We start from the raw sequence: 15,230 nt of genomic DNA on the forward strand, positions 1-15,230 counted from the left end.
CCCCGCACTCCCGACCTACCGTGGTCACACGCACCCCCACCCACCACGGAGAGGCCGGTAACCGACCCATGACCACCCACGCCTTCTGGCTCGCCGGCCGCCAGGCCACCGGTGACACGACGTTCGACGTCCACAACTCCTACGACGGCCGCCTCGTCGGCACCGTCTCCGAGCCCACCGAGGCCCAGGTGGAGGAGGCCGTCGCCGCCGCCCACGCCGTGGTGGACGAGTTCGCCGCGACCCCGGCGCATGTACGGGCCAAGGCCCTGAACCACGTCGCCGACCGCCTGATCGAGCGCACCGAGGAGATCGCCCAGCTGATCTCCGCCGAGAACGGCAAGCCGATCAAGTGGGCCCGAGGCGAGGTCGGCCGCGCCGTCTCCGTGTTCCGCTTCTCCGCCGAGGAGGCCCGCCGCTGGAACAGCGGCGAGGCCCAGCGCCTCGACACCGACGCGGGCGGCACGGGCCGCATGGCGATCACCCGCCGCATCCCGAAGGGCGTCGTCCTCGGCATCGCCCCGTTCAACTTCCCGCTGAACCTGAGCGCCCACAAGGTCGCCCCGGCCATCGCGGTGGGCGCGCCCATCATCCTCAAGCCGGCCCCGGCCACCCCGATCTCCTCGCTGATCCTCGGCGAGCTGCTCGCGGAGACCGACCTCCCTGCCGGTTCCTGGTCGGTCCTCACGGTCCCGAACGACCGCATGCCGGCCCTCGTCCAGGACGAGCGTCTCCCGGTCATCTCCTTCACCGGCTCGGGCCCGGTCGGCTACGCGATCATGGACAGCGTGCCGCGCAAGCACTGCACCCTGGAGCTCGGCGGCAACGGCGCGGCCGTCGTCCTCGCCGACTACTCCTCCGAGGCGGACCTGGACTGGGCGGCGCAGCGGATCGCCACCTTCTCCAACTACCAGGGCGGCCAGTCCTGCATCTCGGTGCAGCGCGTCATCGCCGACGCCGCCGTGTACGACCGGCTGCTGCCGAAGATCGTCGCGGCCGTCGAGGCGCAGGTCACCGGCGACCCGGCGGACGACGCCACCGACGTCGGCCCGCTGGTCAGCGAGGACGCCGCCAAGCGCGTCGAGTCCTGGGTCGACGAGGCCGTGCAGGCGGGCGCGTCCCTCCTCGCGGGCGGCAAGCGCGAGGGCGCCACGTACGCGCCGACCGTCCTCGCCGACGTCCCGGCCGACGTGACGATCGCCTGCGAAGAGGTCTTCGGGCCGGTCCTCACGGTCAAGAAGGTGGACGGCGAGGCCGAGGCCTTCGCCGCCGTCAACGACTCCAAGTACGGCCTCCAGGCGGGCGTGTTCACGCACGACCTCCAGACCGCGTTCCGCGCCCACCGCGCGCTCGAGGTCGGCGGCGTGGTCATCGGCGACGCCCCGTCCTACCGCGCCGACCAGATGCCGTACGGCGGCGCCAAGCAGTCCGGCGTCGGCCGCGAGGGCGTCAAGTTCGCCATGGACGACTACACGTACGAGCGCGTCCTCGTCCTGACGGGCCTTGCGCTCTAGGACACCCGCGAAGACCCCGGCGCGCGCCTGAATCCGCGCGCCGGTCACGACGGCCGGAGCCCACTGTGCGGGGGCTCCGGCCGTCGGCGTTCGGGTGCACGGGGACTGGTCGACATGCCCGTTATCGGGTACATACGATCCAGTAGCACCGGTCGGTAACGAGCCGGGCGGTGGACCCGACGCGCGGCGAGGTGAACCTCATGTCCGCAACATCGCAGCCCAAGGTCTCGGAGCGGGAGGCCAGGCAGGTCGCCGAGGCGGCCCGCGAACAGGAATGGCGCAAGCCCAGCTTCGCCAAGGAACTGTTCCTCGGCCGGTTCAGGCTCGACCTCATCCACCCGCACCCGCTGCCCGCCGACGAGGACGCGCAGCGCGGCGAGGAGTTCCTCGCCAAGCTCCGCGACTTCTGCGAGACGAAGATCGACTCGGCGCGCATCGAGCGCGAGGCGAGGATCCCCGACGAGACGATCAACGGGCTCAAGGAGCTCGGCGCGCTCGGCATGAAGATCGACACGAAGTACGGCGGCCTCGGCCTCACGCAGGTCTACTACAACAAGTCGCTGGCCCTGGTCGGTTCGGCCTCGCCCGCCATCGGCGCGCTGCTCTCCGCGCACCAGTCCATCGGCGTACCGCAGCCGCTCAAGCAGTTCGGGACGCAGGAGCAGAAGGACGCGTTCCTGCCGCGCTGCGCCCGTACCGACATCTCCGCGTTCCTGCTGACCGAGCCCGACGTCGGCTCGGACCCGGCCCGCCTCGCCACGACGGCGGTGCCCGAGGGCGACGAGTACGTCCTGGACGGCGTGAAGCTGTGGACGACGAACGGTGTCGTGGCCGACCTGCTGGTCGTCATGGCCCGCGTGCCGAAGTCCGAGGGCCACAAGGGCGGCATCACGGCGTTCGTCGTCGAGGCGGCGTCCGAGGGCATCACGGTGGAGAACCGCAACGCCTTCATGGGCCTGCGCGGCATCGAGAACGGCGTCACCCGCTTCCACCGCGTCCGGGTGCCCGCGGCGAACCGGATCGGCCCCGAGGGCGCGGGCCTGAAGATCGCCCTCACCACCCTCAACACCGGCCGGCTCTCGCTGCCCGCCATGTGCGTCGGCGCGGGGAAGTGGTGTCTGAAGATCGCCCGTGAGTGGTCGGCGGAGCGCGAGCAGTGGGGCAGGCAGGTCGCGTTCCACGAGGCGGTCGGTTCGAAGATCAGCTTCATCGCGGCGACGTCCTTCGCGCTCGAAGCCGTCCTCGACCTGTCCTCGCAGATGGCGGACGAGGACCGCAACGACATCCGCATCGAGGCCGCCCTCGCCAAGCTCTACGGCTCCGAGATGGCCTGCCTGATGGCCGACGAACTCGTCCAGATCCGCGGCGGCCGCGGCTTCGAGACGGCCGAGTCCCTCGCGGCCCGCGGCGAGCGCGCGGTCCCCGCCGAACAGGTCCTGCGCGACCTGCGCATCAACCGCATCTTCGAGGGCTCGACCGAGATCATGCACCTGCTGATCGCCCGCGAGGCCGTGGACGCCCACCTGTCGGTCGCGGGGGACCTGATCGACCCGGACAAGTCCCTCTCGGACAAGGCGAAGGCAGGAGCCAAGGCAGGCGGCTTCTACGCCCGCTGGCTCCCGAAACTGGTGGCAGGCCCCGGCCAACTCCCGCGCACGTACGCGGAGTTCCATCCCTCCGGCCACCCCGACCTCTCCACCCACCTCCGCTTCGTCGAACGCACCTCCCGCAAACTCGCCCGCTCCACCTTCTACGCGATGTCCCGCTGGCAGGGCCGCATGGAGACGAAGCAGGGCTTCCTCGGCCGCATCGTCGACATCGGCGCCGAACTCTTCGCCATGAGCGCCGCCTGCGTACGCGCCGAACTCCTGCGCACCACGGAGCCGCACGGCCGCGAGGCCTACCAGCTCGCCGACGCCTTCTGCCGCCAGGCCCGGATCCGCGTCGACGAACTCTTCGCCCGCCTGTGGACCAACACCGACGACCTCGACCGCAAGGTCGTCAAGGGCGTCATCGGCGGCACGTACACCTGGCTGGAACAGGGCATCGTCGACCCCAGCGGCGACGGCCCCTGGATCGCGGAGGCGACACCCGGCCCAAGCAAACACGAAAACGTCCACCGCCCGATCCGCTGATCCCCGGCGCGCTTGTGCCATCCCGTGTCAGGGGCACGGGGAGTTCGCGCAAGAATGGGGGGATGAGCGACAGCCCAGCCCCCCTCGCGGACCCGCATCTCGTCTTTGACCCGGCGCCCGGCGATGTTCCAAGGGACATCGTCGTGCTCGGGTCCACGGGGTCGATCGGTACTCAGGCCATCGACCTCGTGCTGCGCAATCCCGACCGGTTCCGTGTCACCGCGCTCAGCGCCGCGGGCGGGCGGGTCGAGCTGTTGGCCGAGCAGGCGCGGCGGCTGGGTGTGCGGAGCGTCGCCGTGGCCCGCGAGGACGCCGTGCCCGCGCTGCGCGAGGCGCTCGCCGCGCAGTACGGGGCGGGGGAGAAGCTGCCCGAGATCCTCGCCGGGCCGGACGCCGCCACCGAGATCGCGGGGCGGGGCGACTGCCACACCGTCCTCAACGGCATCACCGGCTCCATCGGCCTCGCCCCGACGCTCGCCGCCCTGGAAGCGGGCCGCACGCTCGCGCTCGCCAACAAGGAGTCGCTGATCGTCGGCGGCCCGATCGTGAAGCGCCTCGCCAAGCCCGGCCAGATCATCCCGGTCGACTCCGAGCACGCCGCGCTCTTCCAGGCCCTCGCCGGCGGCACCCGCGCCGACGTCCGCAAGCTCGTCGTCACCGCCTCCGGCGGCCCCTTCCGGGGACGTACGAAGGCGGACCTCGCGAACGTCACCGTCGACGACGCCCTCGCGCACCCCACCTGGGCGATGGGCCCCGTCATCACGATCAACTCCTCGACCCTCGTCAACAAGGGACTCGAGGTCATCGAGGCGCACCTGCTGTACGACATCCCGTTCGACCGCATCGAGGTCGTCGTGCACCCGCAGTCCTACGTGCACTCCATGGTCGAGTTCACCGACGGCTCCACGCTCGCCCAGGCCACCCCTCCCGACATGCGCGGACCGATCGGCATCGGCATCGGCTGGCCCGAGCGGATCCCGGACGCCGCCCCCGCGTTCGACTGGACGAAGGCCTCCACGTGGGAGTTCTTCCCCCTCGACAACGACGCGTTTCCCGCGGTCGGGCTCGCCCGGCACGTGGGGGAGCTCGCGGGCACGGCCCCGGCGGTGTTCAATGCCGCCAACGAGGAGTGCGTGGACGCGTTCCTGAACGGCGCCCTGCCGTTCAACGGGATCATGGAAACGGTGACGAAGGTCGTGGAAGAACACGGCACACCCGGAACGGGAACTTCGCTCACCGTCGCGGACGTCCTTGAAGCGGAGACCTGGGCGCGCGCCCGGGCCCGTGAACTGACCGCAACGGACAAGGCAGCCGCGGAGGCCCGTGCATGACGACCTTGATGATGATCCTCGGCGTAGTCATCTTCGTGGTGGGTCTGCTCGTCTCCATCGCCTGGCACGAGCTGGGCCACCTGTCGACGGCCAAGCTGTTCGGCATCCGCGTGCCCCAGTACATGGTCGGCTTCGGCCCGACGATCTTCTCCCGGCACAAGGGCGAGACCGAGTACGGCATCAAGGCCATCCCGCTCGGCGGCTACATCCGCATGATCGGCATGTTCCCGCCCGGCGCCGACGGCCGCATCGAGTCCCGCTCGACCTCCCCGTTCCGCTCCATGGTCGAGGACGCGCGCGCCGCCGCCTTCGAGGAGCTCAAGCCCGGCGACGAGACCCGGCTCTTCTACACGCGCAAGCCGTGGAAGCGCGTCATCGTCATGTTCGCCGGACCGTTCATGAACCTGATCCTCGCGATCGGACTGTTCCTCACGGTCCTCATGGGCTTCGGCGTCACCCAGCAGACGAACGTCGTCTCGTCCGTCTCCGCCTGCGTCATCCACGCGAGCGAGAACCGCGACAACTGCAAGGCCGGCGACCCGCAGTCGCCCGCGAAGGCGGCGGGACTCCAGCCGAAGGACAAGATCGTGTCCTTCAACGGCGTCGAGACGGACGAGTGGAACGCGCTGTCGGACGAGATCCGCAAGAGCGCGGGCGAGACCGTGCCGATCGTCGTCGAGCGCGACGGACAGCAGAAGACGCTGACCGCGAAGATCGCCACCAACCAGGTGCCGAAGAAGGACGCCAGCGGCCAGATCACCGACGGCTACGTCAACGCCGGATTCCTCGGCTTCACCGCCGCCACCGGCGTCGTACGGCAGGACTTCGGGGACTCCGTCACCTGGATGACCGACCGGGTCGGCGACGCCGTGGACTCGATCATCGCGCTGCCCGCGAAGATCCCCGCCCTGTGGGACGCGGCGTTCGGCGACGGCCCGCGCGAGCAGGACTCGCCGATGGGCGTGGTCGGCGCGGCCCGGGTCGGCGGCGAGATCTTCACCATGGACATCCCGGCGACCCAGCAGCTCGCGATGTCGCTGATGCTGGTCGCGGGCTTCAACCTGTCGCTGTTCCTGTTCAACATGCTGCCGCTGCTGCCGCTCGACGGCGGGCACATCGCGGGCGCCCTGTGGGAGGCGCTGCGCAGGAACCTGGCGAAGGTGTTCCGCCGGCCGGACCCGGGCCCGTTCGACGTGGCGAAGCTCATGCCGGTGGCGTACGTGGTGGCCGGTGTCTTCGTCTGTTTCACGATCCTCGTGCTGATCGCGGACGTCGTGAACCCGGTCAAAATCTCCTGATCAGGCGCCGTTCACGCGCCGGTCGTACGCCCGTGGGAACCGCTCGGCACTCATGAGTGCCGAGCGGTCCCTCTTTACGGGGGTTTGCGGGGGCGCGATGTGCTGGCCCGTGCGCCGGTGACGTAATCTCGGAAGCCTCTGGACTCGATCCACATCCTTGGGGTTGCACAGCAGATGACTGCGATTTCTCTCGGCATTCCGTCGGTACCGACCAAGCTCGCCGAGCGGCGCAAGAGCCGCCAGATCCAGGTCGGCACCGTGGCGGTCGGCGGGGACGCCCCGGTGTCCGTCCAGTCGATGACGACGACGCGCACGTCCGACATCGGCGCGACGCTCCAGCAGATCGCCGAGCTGACCGCGTCCGGCTGCCAGATCGTCCGCGTGGCCTGCCCCACGCAGGACGACGCCGACGCGCTGCCCGTCATCGCCAAGAAGTCGCAGATCCCGGTCATCGCCGACATCCACTTCCAGCCGAAGTACGTCTTCGCGGCCATCGAGGCCGGCTGCGCGGCCGTCCGTGTGAACCCCGGCAACATCAAGCAGTTCGACGACAAGGTCAAGGAGATCGCCCAGGCGGCGAACGACCACGGCACGCCGATCCGCATCGGTGTGAACGCGGGCTCCCTCGACAAGCGGCTCCTCCAGAAGTACGGCAAGGCCACCCCGGAGGCGCTCGCCGAGTCGGCGCTGTGGGAGGCGTCCCTCTTCGAGGAGCACGGCTTCCGCGACATCAAGATCTCCGTGAAGCACAACGACCCGGTGATCATGGTCAACGCGTACCGGCAGCTCGCCGAGCAGTGCGACTACCCGCTGCACCTCGGTGTGACCGAGGCCGGTCCGGCGTTCCAGGGCACCATCAAGTCGGCGGTCGCCTTCGGGGCGCTGCTCTCCGAGGGCATCGGCGACACCATCCGCGTCTCCCTCTCCGCCCCGCCGGTCGAGGAGATCAAGGTCGGCAACCAGATCCTCGAGTCCCTCGGCCTCAAGCCGCGGCGCCTGGAGATCGTGTCCTGCCCGTCCTGCGGGCGCGCCCAGGTCGACGTCTACAAGCTCGCCGAGGAGGTCACCGCCGGCCTCGACGGCATGGAGGTCCCGCTGCGCGTGGCCGTCATGGGCTGTGTCGTGAACGGTCCGGGTGAGGCGCGTGAGGCCGACCTCGGCGTCGCCTCCGGCAACGGCAAGGGGCAGATCTTCGTCAAGGGCGAGGTCATCAAGACGGTGCCCGAGTCGAAGATCGTCGAGACGCTCATCGACGAGGCGATGAAGATCGCCGAGCAGATGGAAGCGGACGGCATCCCCTCCGGGGAGCCCTCGGTCTCCGTCGCCGGCTGACCCCGCCCCCGCCGGGCCCGCGCACCCTTCCGGGTGGGCGGGCCTTTCGCGTCGGCGACCGCGGTCCCGCTGCGGTCCGGTGTGCGCAGTTCCCCGCGCCCCTGATCAGCCCCCGTCCGGTCTGCGCTCCATCCGCGTCGGCTGCTCACTGTCCCGCCGCTGGTCCCGTTTGCGCAGTTCCCCGCGCCCCTGAAGGGGCGCGGGGAACTGCGCGAACCACCCACCCAACCGGACCCTCCGACGCGGCAGGGAGGCGTACGGGTCCCCGGCGGGACGCCATGCGCGGATGGGCGAAACGTCGACCCGTCACACCCGCGGAGCGCCAGGTACAGTGCGGAGATCAGTAGCCCATCTGGTGAGGCCCCTCCGCACGTGTTGACTCAGACCACCACCCGGGTCCTCGAACCGAGTGACCTCGACGCCGCGCTCGCCGTCCTCGACCGCGAGCCCGTCGCCAACGCCTTCGTCACGGCCCGCGTCCGCGTCGCGGGCCTCGATCCGTGGCGCCTCGGCGGCGAGATGTGGGGCTGGTACGAGGACGGCATGCTGGAGTCGCTCTGCTACGCGGGCGCCAACCTCGTCCCGATCTGCGCCACCGACCGCGCCATCCGCGGCTTCGCCGACCGCGCCCGCCGCGCCGGACGCCGCTGCTCGTCCATCGTCGGCCCGGCGGAGCCCACCGCACGCCTGTGGGAGCTCCTCGAACCCGGCTGGGGCCCCGCCCGCGAGGTCCGCGCCCACCAGCCGCTGATGGTGACCGACCGGATGCCCGACGACGTCACCCCCGACCCGTACGTCCGCCGCGTCCGCAAGGACGAGATGGAAACGATCATGCCGGCGTGCGTGGCCATGTTCACCGAGGAGGTCGGCGTCTCCCCGCTGGCCGGCGACGGCGGCCTGCTCTATCAGGCCCGCGTCGCCGAACTCGTCGGCTCGGGCCGCTCCTTCGCCCGCCTCGACGAGCACGGCAAGGTCGCCTTCAAGGCCGAGATCGGCGCCGCCACCGAACAGGCCTGCCAGATCCAGGGCGTCTGGGTCGCCCCCGAGTACCGAGGCATGGGCCTCGCCGCCCCCGGCATGGCCGCGGTCCTGCGCTACGCCCTGGCCGACGTCGCCCCCGTCGTCAGCCTCTACGTCAACGACTTCAACACCCCGGCCCGCGCCGCGTACCGCCGCGTGGGGTTCGAAGAGGTCGGGGCGTTCATGAGCGTGCTGTTCTAGCCACCCGCCGGACACCCTGCCCGACACCCCTGTGGTGCCCGTCTCATCTCTTTCGTGCGCATTGACATTAGTAAGTCTTATGGACCATAAAGGTACTGCTTAGCTTTGGTTCAAGCTTCACTGACTGTAGGTGCCACTCGAATGTCTGCCCCCGACCCCGGCGCAGCCGCCTGGCAGGAATGGCGTGCCGACCGGCACCGCTCCGTCGCCGCCCCCACCGGAAACCTCGCCCTCGTCGAGACCCGCTGGCTCCCCGCCGGCGAGACCCCCGACCTCGACGCCGCCCGCGAGGGGCAGCCCGACACCGTCATCGTGACGAGCCTCGAACGCACCGACATGGTCACCGGCGCCCCCGAGCACGGCCTGCGCTTCTGGGACGCGGACTCCCCGGCGATCCGCGCCTTCGACCGCATCGACGCCTTCCCGTACGACCCCGAGTGGGTCCTCGACGCCACGTACACGCCCGTCGAGGGCGCCCGCACCGTCGCCTTCGAGCACCTGCGGGACAACGGCGGAACACGCGAGAAGGTCGTCCCCGGCGACATCGCCCTCACGATCGACGGCACCGACTACACGCTCTCCGCGTTCGACGACGACGGCACCCTCCTGCTCGTCTTCGGCGACCCCACGAACGGCGACTCGACCTACGGCGCCGGACGCTTCCTCTTCGTCGAGCACACCGGCGAGGGCCGCGTCCGCCTCGACTTCAACCGGGCCTTCGTGCCCCCGTGCGGCTTCTCCGATCAGTACAACTGTCCGATGCCGCCGCGGCAGAACCGTCTCCACCTGCCCGTGGAGGCAGGCGAGAAGCTCCCGGTCCTCCGCGACGGCTTCGCCGGCACCGCTCACTGATCGACTCCCCGCACCCCTTCACGTAAGGCCCCCTCATGCGCATCTCCAAGAGATCCCTCTCCGTCGGCACGCTCACCGTCGCCCTCGCCGTCACGCTCGCCGCCTGCGGCGGAGGCTCCGAATCGGCGTCCGGCGGCGGCGCGTACGACAAGGACGCCACCGTCAACATCGGCTCCCTCTACGAGCCGCAGAACCTCGACAACACCGGGGGCGGCGGCCAGGGCGTCACCGAGGCGCTCAACGGCAACGTCTACGAGGGCCTGTTCAAGCTCACCGACAAGGGCAAGGTCGAGAAGCTCCTCGCCGACGACTACAAGGTCAGCGGCGACGGCCTCACCTACACCTTCACCCTCCGCGACGGCGTGACGTTCCACAGCGGCAAGAAGCTGACCAGCCAGGACGTCAAGTACAGCCTGGAGAAGGTGATCGCGAAGGACTCGCAGTCCGCGCGGAAGTCGAACCTCGAGGTCATCAAGGACGTCGCCACCCCCGACGCGAAGACCGTCAAGGTCACCCTGTCGAAGAAGTCGATCTCCTTCGTCTACAACCTCAGCTACGTCTGGATCGTCAACTCCGACGCGAAGAACCTGAAGACGACCGAGGACGGCACAGGACCGTACCGGCTGAAGAAGTGGACCCGCGGCTCCGCCCTCAGCCTCGACCGGTTCGCCGGCTACTGGGGCGACGCCGCCAAGAACAAGCAGGTCGTCTTCCACTACTACAAGGACGCGAGCGCCCTCAACAACGCGCTCCAGACCAACGCCGTCGACGTCGTCACCAGCGAGCAGTCGCCCGACGCCCTCGACCAGTTCAAGTCCAACCAGAACTACAAGGTCAACGACGGCAACTCCACCACCAAGCTGCTCCTCGCCTTCAACGACAAGGCGAAGCCGTTCACGGACGCCAAGGTCCGCCAGGCCGTCTCCGCCGCCATCGACGACAAGAAGCTCCTGGAGTCCGTCTGGGGCGGCTACGGCAAGGAGATCGGGTCGATGGTGCCGCCCACCGACCCCTGGTACGAGGACCTCACCGACGTCAACGCCCACGACGTCGCCAAGGCCAAGAAGCTCCTCAAGGAGTCGGGCCACGCGAAGGGCTTCAGCTTCACGCTGGACACCCCGAACTACGACCCGCACCCCACCGCCGCGACCTTCATCAAGTCGCAGCTCGCCAAGGTCGGCATCACCGTCAGGATCAACACGATCACGCCCGACGAGTGGTACACGAAGGTCTACAAGAACCACGACTTCACGGCCACGCTCCAGGAGCACGTCAACGACCGCGACCTCGTCTGGTACGGCGACCCCGACTTCTACTGGGGCTACGACGACAAGCAGGTCCAGGACTGGGTCGAGAAGGCCGAGCAGGCATCCTCCACGGCCGAGCAGACCGAACTCCTCAAGAAGGTCAACCGCAAGACCGCCGAGGACGCGGCCAGCGACTGGCTCTACCTGTATCCGCAGATCGTCGTCGCGAACACCAAGCTGTCGGGCTACCCGCTCAACGGCCTGAACTCGCAGTTCTTCGCGTACGACATCAAGAAGAGCAGCTGAGCCAGGGGACATGACCCGCTATCTCCTGCGGAGACTGGTGTTCCTGCTGGTCTCCCTCGTCCTCGCGTCCGTCGTGCTGTTCGTACTCCTCCGGATGCTGCCCGGCGACCCGGCGAACGCGCTCACCTCGGTGGGCGCCTCGCCGGAGCAGATCGCCGCGGCCCGGCACTCCATCGGCTCCGACAAACCGCTGCCCGAACAGTTCACGCACTGGATCGGCCAGCTCGCCACCGGCGACCTCGGCACGTCCTTCGTGTCGTCACTGCCGGTCGGGCCCGAGGTGTCGCAGCGCCTGAACGTGACCGTGCCGCTGACGCTCTCCGCGTTCGTCCTCGCGGTCCTGGTCGCGGTCCCGGCGGGCTTCGTGGCCGCGTACAAGAAGAACACCTGGTACGGGGCGCTGCTCAGCGGAATCTCCCAACTCGGCATCGCCGTCCCGGTGTTCTGGCTCGGCATGATCCTCATCGCCGTGTTCGCGCTGAACGCGGGCTGGCTGCCGTCCGGCGGCTTCCCGCAGGACGGCTGGGACACACCGGGCCCGGCCGTGCAGTCGCTGGTCCTCCCGGTGATCACGGTCGCCCTCGTCATGTCGGCGTCCCTCATCCGCTACGTACGGTCCGCGACGCTCGACGTCCTCGACAGCGAGTACCTGCGCACCGCGCGGGCCCTCGGCTCGTCGTTCGGGCGAGCCATGTGGCGGCACGGCCTGCGCAACGCGTCCGTGCCGGTCATCTCCGTCCTCGGCATCGAACTCGCCTCCACCCTGCTCGGCGCGGTCGTCGTCGAGTCCGTGTTCGCGCTGCCGGGCCTCGGCTCCCTGCTCGCCACGGGGATCGCGCAGCACGACTACCCCGTGATCCAGGGCGTGCTGTTCGTGTCGACGTTCGGAGTGCTGATCATCGGATTCCTCGCCGACCTCGTGCAGCGGATCGTGGACCCGCGCCTGCGCGGCCGGCTCTCGGGCGGAGGTGCCCGATGAAGCGCAGGTCGTCCCTCACGCTCTGGACGGGCGGCGTCTTCGCCGGACTCGTCGTCCTGCTCGCGCTCGTCTCCCTGTTCTGGCTCCCGTACGACAGCGACGACACGTCCGGCGGACGGCTCGCCGGACCCGGCGGCGGGCACCTGCTCGGCACCGACAAGCTCGGCCACGACCTGTTCACCCAGCTCATGACCGGCTCGCGGATCGCGCTCCAGGCCGGGCTCGGCTCGGTCGCCGTTGCGGCGCTCATCGGCGTGACGCTCGGGCTGCTCGCGGCGTTCGCGCAGGGCTGGTTCGACGATACGCTCTCCGCGCTGCTCGACATCCTCATCGCGTTCCCGACGCTGCTGCTCGCGATGCTGATCGTCGCCGCCCGCTCGGCGACGCTCGGATCGGCGATCCTGGCCATCGGCCTCGCGCAGAGCGCCGTCGTCGCCCGGCTGACCCGCATCCTCGTCAAGCGGGTGCTCGCGCAGGACTACATCACGGCGTCCCGCACGTCCGGCACGAGCTGGCCGCGCGTCGTCGCCGGGCACGTCCTGCCCAACATCTGGCCCACCCTCGCGGTGAACCTCGCCCTCCAGTTCGGCCTCGCCGTCCTCGCCGAGGCGGGCCTGTCCTACCTCGGCCTCGGCGCGCCGCCGCCCAACGCGTCCTGGGGCCGGATGCTCCAGGAGGCGCAGGCGACGTTCACGACGGCGCCCGCCGGTGCGCTCGCGCCGGGCGTGCTCCTCGTGCTGCTGGTGATCGGCGTCAACCTGATCGCGGACGGGCTGCGGGACGTGCTCGACCCGACCGCACGGAAGGAACGGGTGGCGGCATGAGCGAACCCCTGCTGTCCGTCGACGACCTCACGATCCGCACGGGGAACGGACGCGCACTCGTCTCCGGCCTCGGCTTCGAGATCGCACGCGGCGAACGCCTCGGCCTCATCGGCGAATCCGGCTCCGGAAAATCCCTGACGACCCTGGCGGCACTCGGGCTGCTGCCCACGGGCATGACAGCGACCGGCAGCGTACGGCTGGACGGCACGCAGATCATCGGTGCGAGCGAGAAGACCCTCGTCGGCGTACGCGGCCGAAGCGCGGCCGTCGTCTTCCAGGAACCCCTCACCGCCCTCGACCCGCTGATGCGGGTGGGCAGACAGATCGCGGAACCGCTGCGCAGACGCCGTGGCCTGAAAGGCGCGGCGCTGAGGACCGCAGTGCACGAACTCCTGGAACAGGTCCACCTCCCCGACCCGGCCCGCATCGCCCGCGCCTTCCCGCACGAGATCTCCGGCGGCCAGCGCCAGCGCGTCGCCCTCGCCACGGCGCTCGCCTGCGACCCGGCGCTGCTCATCGCCGACGAACCGACGACCGCGCTCGACGTCACCGTGCAGGCCGAGATGCTCGACCTGATCGACGGGCTCGTACGCGAACGCGGCATGGCGGTCCTGTTCGTCAGCCACGACCTGGCGGTGGTGGCGAAGGTGACGGACCGCGTCCTGGTGATGAAGGACGGGCGCGCCGTCGAGTCCGGCGCGGTCGCCGACGTCGTACGGGCACCGCGCGAGGCCTACACGAAGGCGCTCGTGGACAGCGCGCGGCAGCTGGAGTCCGCGCTCGACCTGGGAGGCGTGCGATGAGCACTCCCGTACTGGAACTGGACCGGGTGTCCTACGCGTACCGGGGCGCCGCGGCACCCACGGTCACGGACGTGTCGGTGACCGTGGAAACGGGCCACAGCCTGGCCCTGGTCGGCGAATCCGGCGCCGGCAAGACGACCCTCCTCCGCATGCTGCTCGGCCTCGCACGCCCCACATCGGGGACGGTCCGGTTCGACGGCGACGAGCTGCGGACGCGCGACCGGGCGCAGATGAAGGCGTTCCGGCGGAGCGTGCAGTGCGTGTTCCAGGACCCCTACGCGTCGTTGGACCCGCGGCAACGGGTCCGCCGGATCGTGGCCGAGCCCCTCCGCTCGCTCGGCGTCGCGACGGGCGAGGAGGCCGACCGGAAGGTCGCGCACGCCCTCGAACGGGTCGGCCTCCCGGCCGACGCCGGCGACCGCTACCCGCACGAGTTCTCCGGCGGCCAGCGCCAGCGGATCGCCATCGCGCGGGCCACGGTCTGCGACCCGCGCGTCCTCCTCGCCGACGAACCGGTCTCCGCCCTCGACGTCACGACCCGCGTCAAGGTGGTCGACCTCCTGGCCGAGCTGAAGGAGACGGCGGGCCTGACGATCGTGATGGTCTCCCACGACCTGTCGGTGGTGGCGGCCCTCTGCGAACGCACCGCCGTGCTGGAACGGGGACAGGTGGTCGAATCGGGCCCCACCCCGGAGGTCCTGGGCGCCCCCGCCCACGCGTACACACGCCGCCTCCTCTCCAGCGTCCCCCGCCTCCCGACGTCCGCGTAAGGCAGCCGTACTGCCCGGGGGCCCACCGGGGTACCCTCCGGGCATGCCGCACCGGAACCGTACGGACGACCGTGCCGTCACCATCGGGCCACTGGACCTGCGCAGCCGTGTCGACGAGGCGCTCGCCGTGCAGGCGTACGCGTTCGGGTTGAGCGACGACGAGATCGCCGTGCGGCGCCAGATCGTGCTGCGGCACATCATGTATCCCGGAGCCCGCGCCCTGGGCGCCACCACCGCCACCGGCCGCCTCGTCGGCTTCGTCTACGGCATGCCGAACGACCGCACCCACTGGTGGTCCACCGTCGTCGAGCCCTACCTGCGCTCCCGCGACGAGGATCACTGGCTCGACGACTCCTTCGTGATCACCGAGCTGCACGTCCACCCCGGCTACCAGAACCGCGGCATCGGCCGCACCCTCATCACCGCGATCACCGACGGCGCCACCCAGCCCCGCTCGATCCTCTCCGCGATCGACTTCGACAGCCCGGCCCGGGGCCTGTACCACTCCCTCGGCTACACCGACCTGGCCCGCCAGGTGCTGTTCCCCAGCGCCCCCCGCCCGTACGCCGTGATGGGCGCGCCGCTGCCGCTGCGGCGCAAGCCATGACCGATTTCCGGCCG

The 15,230-nt window shown here is 70.2% G+C and carries 13 protein-coding genes; all 13 read left to right on the forward strand.

Annotated features, from left to right (window positions below; genetic code table 11):
- The first annotated feature begins 68 nt into the window (after nt 1-68).
- The 13 genes from ACTWJ8_RS27600 to ACTWJ8_RS27660 all read left to right on the forward strand — a co-directional run bounded on the left by ACTWJ8_RS27600 (nt 69) and on the right by ACTWJ8_RS27660 (nt 15,216).
- On the forward strand, nt 69-1,511 hold the full coding sequence (locus ACTWJ8_RS27600) for an aldehyde dehydrogenase family protein (protein ID WP_356389827.1): 1,443 nt from the start codon (nt 69-71) through the stop codon (nt 1,509-1,511).
- 200 nt (nt 1,512-1,711) lie between these two features.
- Nucleotides 1,712-3,646 (forward strand): acyl-CoA dehydrogenase family protein, encoded by a 1,935-nt coding sequence (locus ACTWJ8_RS27605; protein WP_443260533.1) that lies wholly within the window; start codon nt 1,712-1,714, stop codon nt 3,644-3,646.
- 62 nt (nt 3,647-3,708) lie between these two features.
- Entirely contained in the window at nt 3,709-4,977 is a 1,269-nt protein-coding gene (dxr, locus tag ACTWJ8_RS27610; protein WP_356389823.1) for a 1-deoxy-D-xylulose-5-phosphate reductoisomerase, read from the forward strand.
- On the forward strand, nt 4,974-6,275 hold the full coding sequence (locus tag ACTWJ8_RS27615) for a M50 family metallopeptidase (protein WP_443260534.1): 1,302 nt from the start codon (nt 4,974-4,976) through the stop codon (nt 6,273-6,275). The genes dxr and ACTWJ8_RS27615 overlap by 4 nt, the downstream gene beginning before the upstream one ends.
- Nucleotides 6,276-6,449: 174 nt before the next feature.
- Nucleotides 6,450-7,607: a flavodoxin-dependent (E)-4-hydroxy-3-methylbut-2-enyl-diphosphate synthase gene (gene ispG, locus ACTWJ8_RS27620; RefSeq protein WP_356389819.1), complete on the forward strand. Its 1,158-nt coding sequence runs from the start codon at nt 6,450-6,452 to the stop codon at nt 7,605-7,607.
- Nucleotides 7,608-7,979: 372 nt separating this feature from the next.
- On the forward strand, nt 7,980-8,828 hold the full coding sequence (locus ACTWJ8_RS27625; RefSeq protein ID WP_356389270.1) for a GNAT family N-acetyltransferase: 849 nt from the start codon (nt 7,980-7,982) through the stop codon (nt 8,826-8,828).
- Nucleotides 8,829-8,969: 141 nt separating this feature from the next.
- Nucleotides 8,970-9,680, forward strand: coding sequence for a DUF1684 domain-containing protein (locus tag ACTWJ8_RS27630; RefSeq protein ID WP_443260535.1), 711 nt, complete (start codon nt 8,970-8,972; stop codon nt 9,678-9,680).
- Nucleotides 9,681-9,715: 35 nt separating this feature from the next.
- Nucleotides 9,716-11,233: an ABC transporter substrate-binding protein gene (locus ACTWJ8_RS27635; protein WP_443260536.1), complete on the forward strand. Its 1,518-nt coding sequence runs from the start codon at nt 9,716-9,718 to the stop codon at nt 11,231-11,233.
- 10 nt (nt 11,234-11,243) lie between these two features.
- Nucleotides 11,244-12,212 carry an ABC transporter permease gene (locus ACTWJ8_RS27640; protein ID WP_443260537.1) on the forward strand — a complete coding sequence of 323 codons (969 nt, stop codon included), beginning with the start codon at nt 11,244-11,246 and terminating at the stop codon, nt 12,210-12,212.
- Nucleotides 12,209-13,036, forward strand: a complete 828-nt coding sequence (locus ACTWJ8_RS27645) for an ABC transporter permease (RefSeq protein WP_356389278.1) — start codon at nt 12,209-12,211, stop codon at nt 13,034-13,036. The genes ACTWJ8_RS27640 and ACTWJ8_RS27645 overlap by 4 nt, the downstream gene beginning before the upstream one ends.
- Nucleotides 13,033-13,839 (forward strand): ABC transporter ATP-binding protein, encoded by an 807-nt coding sequence (locus ACTWJ8_RS27650; protein ID WP_356389280.1) that lies wholly within the window; start codon nt 13,033-13,035, stop codon nt 13,837-13,839. The genes ACTWJ8_RS27645 and ACTWJ8_RS27650 overlap by 4 nt, the downstream gene beginning before the upstream one ends.
- Complete coding sequence (locus tag ACTWJ8_RS27655) at nt 13,836-14,609, forward strand: ABC transporter ATP-binding protein (RefSeq protein WP_356389282.1); 774 nt, start codon at nt 13,836-13,838, stop codon at nt 14,607-14,609. Before ACTWJ8_RS27650 ends, ACTWJ8_RS27655 begins: the two co-directional genes overlap by 4 nt.
- 43 nt (nt 14,610-14,652) lie before the next feature.
- The gene (locus ACTWJ8_RS27660; RefSeq protein ID WP_356389284.1) at nt 14,653-15,216 is read left to right on the forward strand and encodes a GNAT family N-acetyltransferase; all 564 of its coding nucleotides are present in this window, start codon (nt 14,653-14,655) and stop codon (nt 15,214-15,216) included.
- The last annotated feature ends 14 nt before the right edge of the window (nt 15,217-15,230 follow it).

This window comes from Streptomyces sp. SDT5-1 (genome assembly GCF_052245995.1).
Taxonomy (GTDB): domain Bacteria; phylum Actinomycetota; class Actinomycetes; order Streptomycetales; family Streptomycetaceae; genus Streptomyces.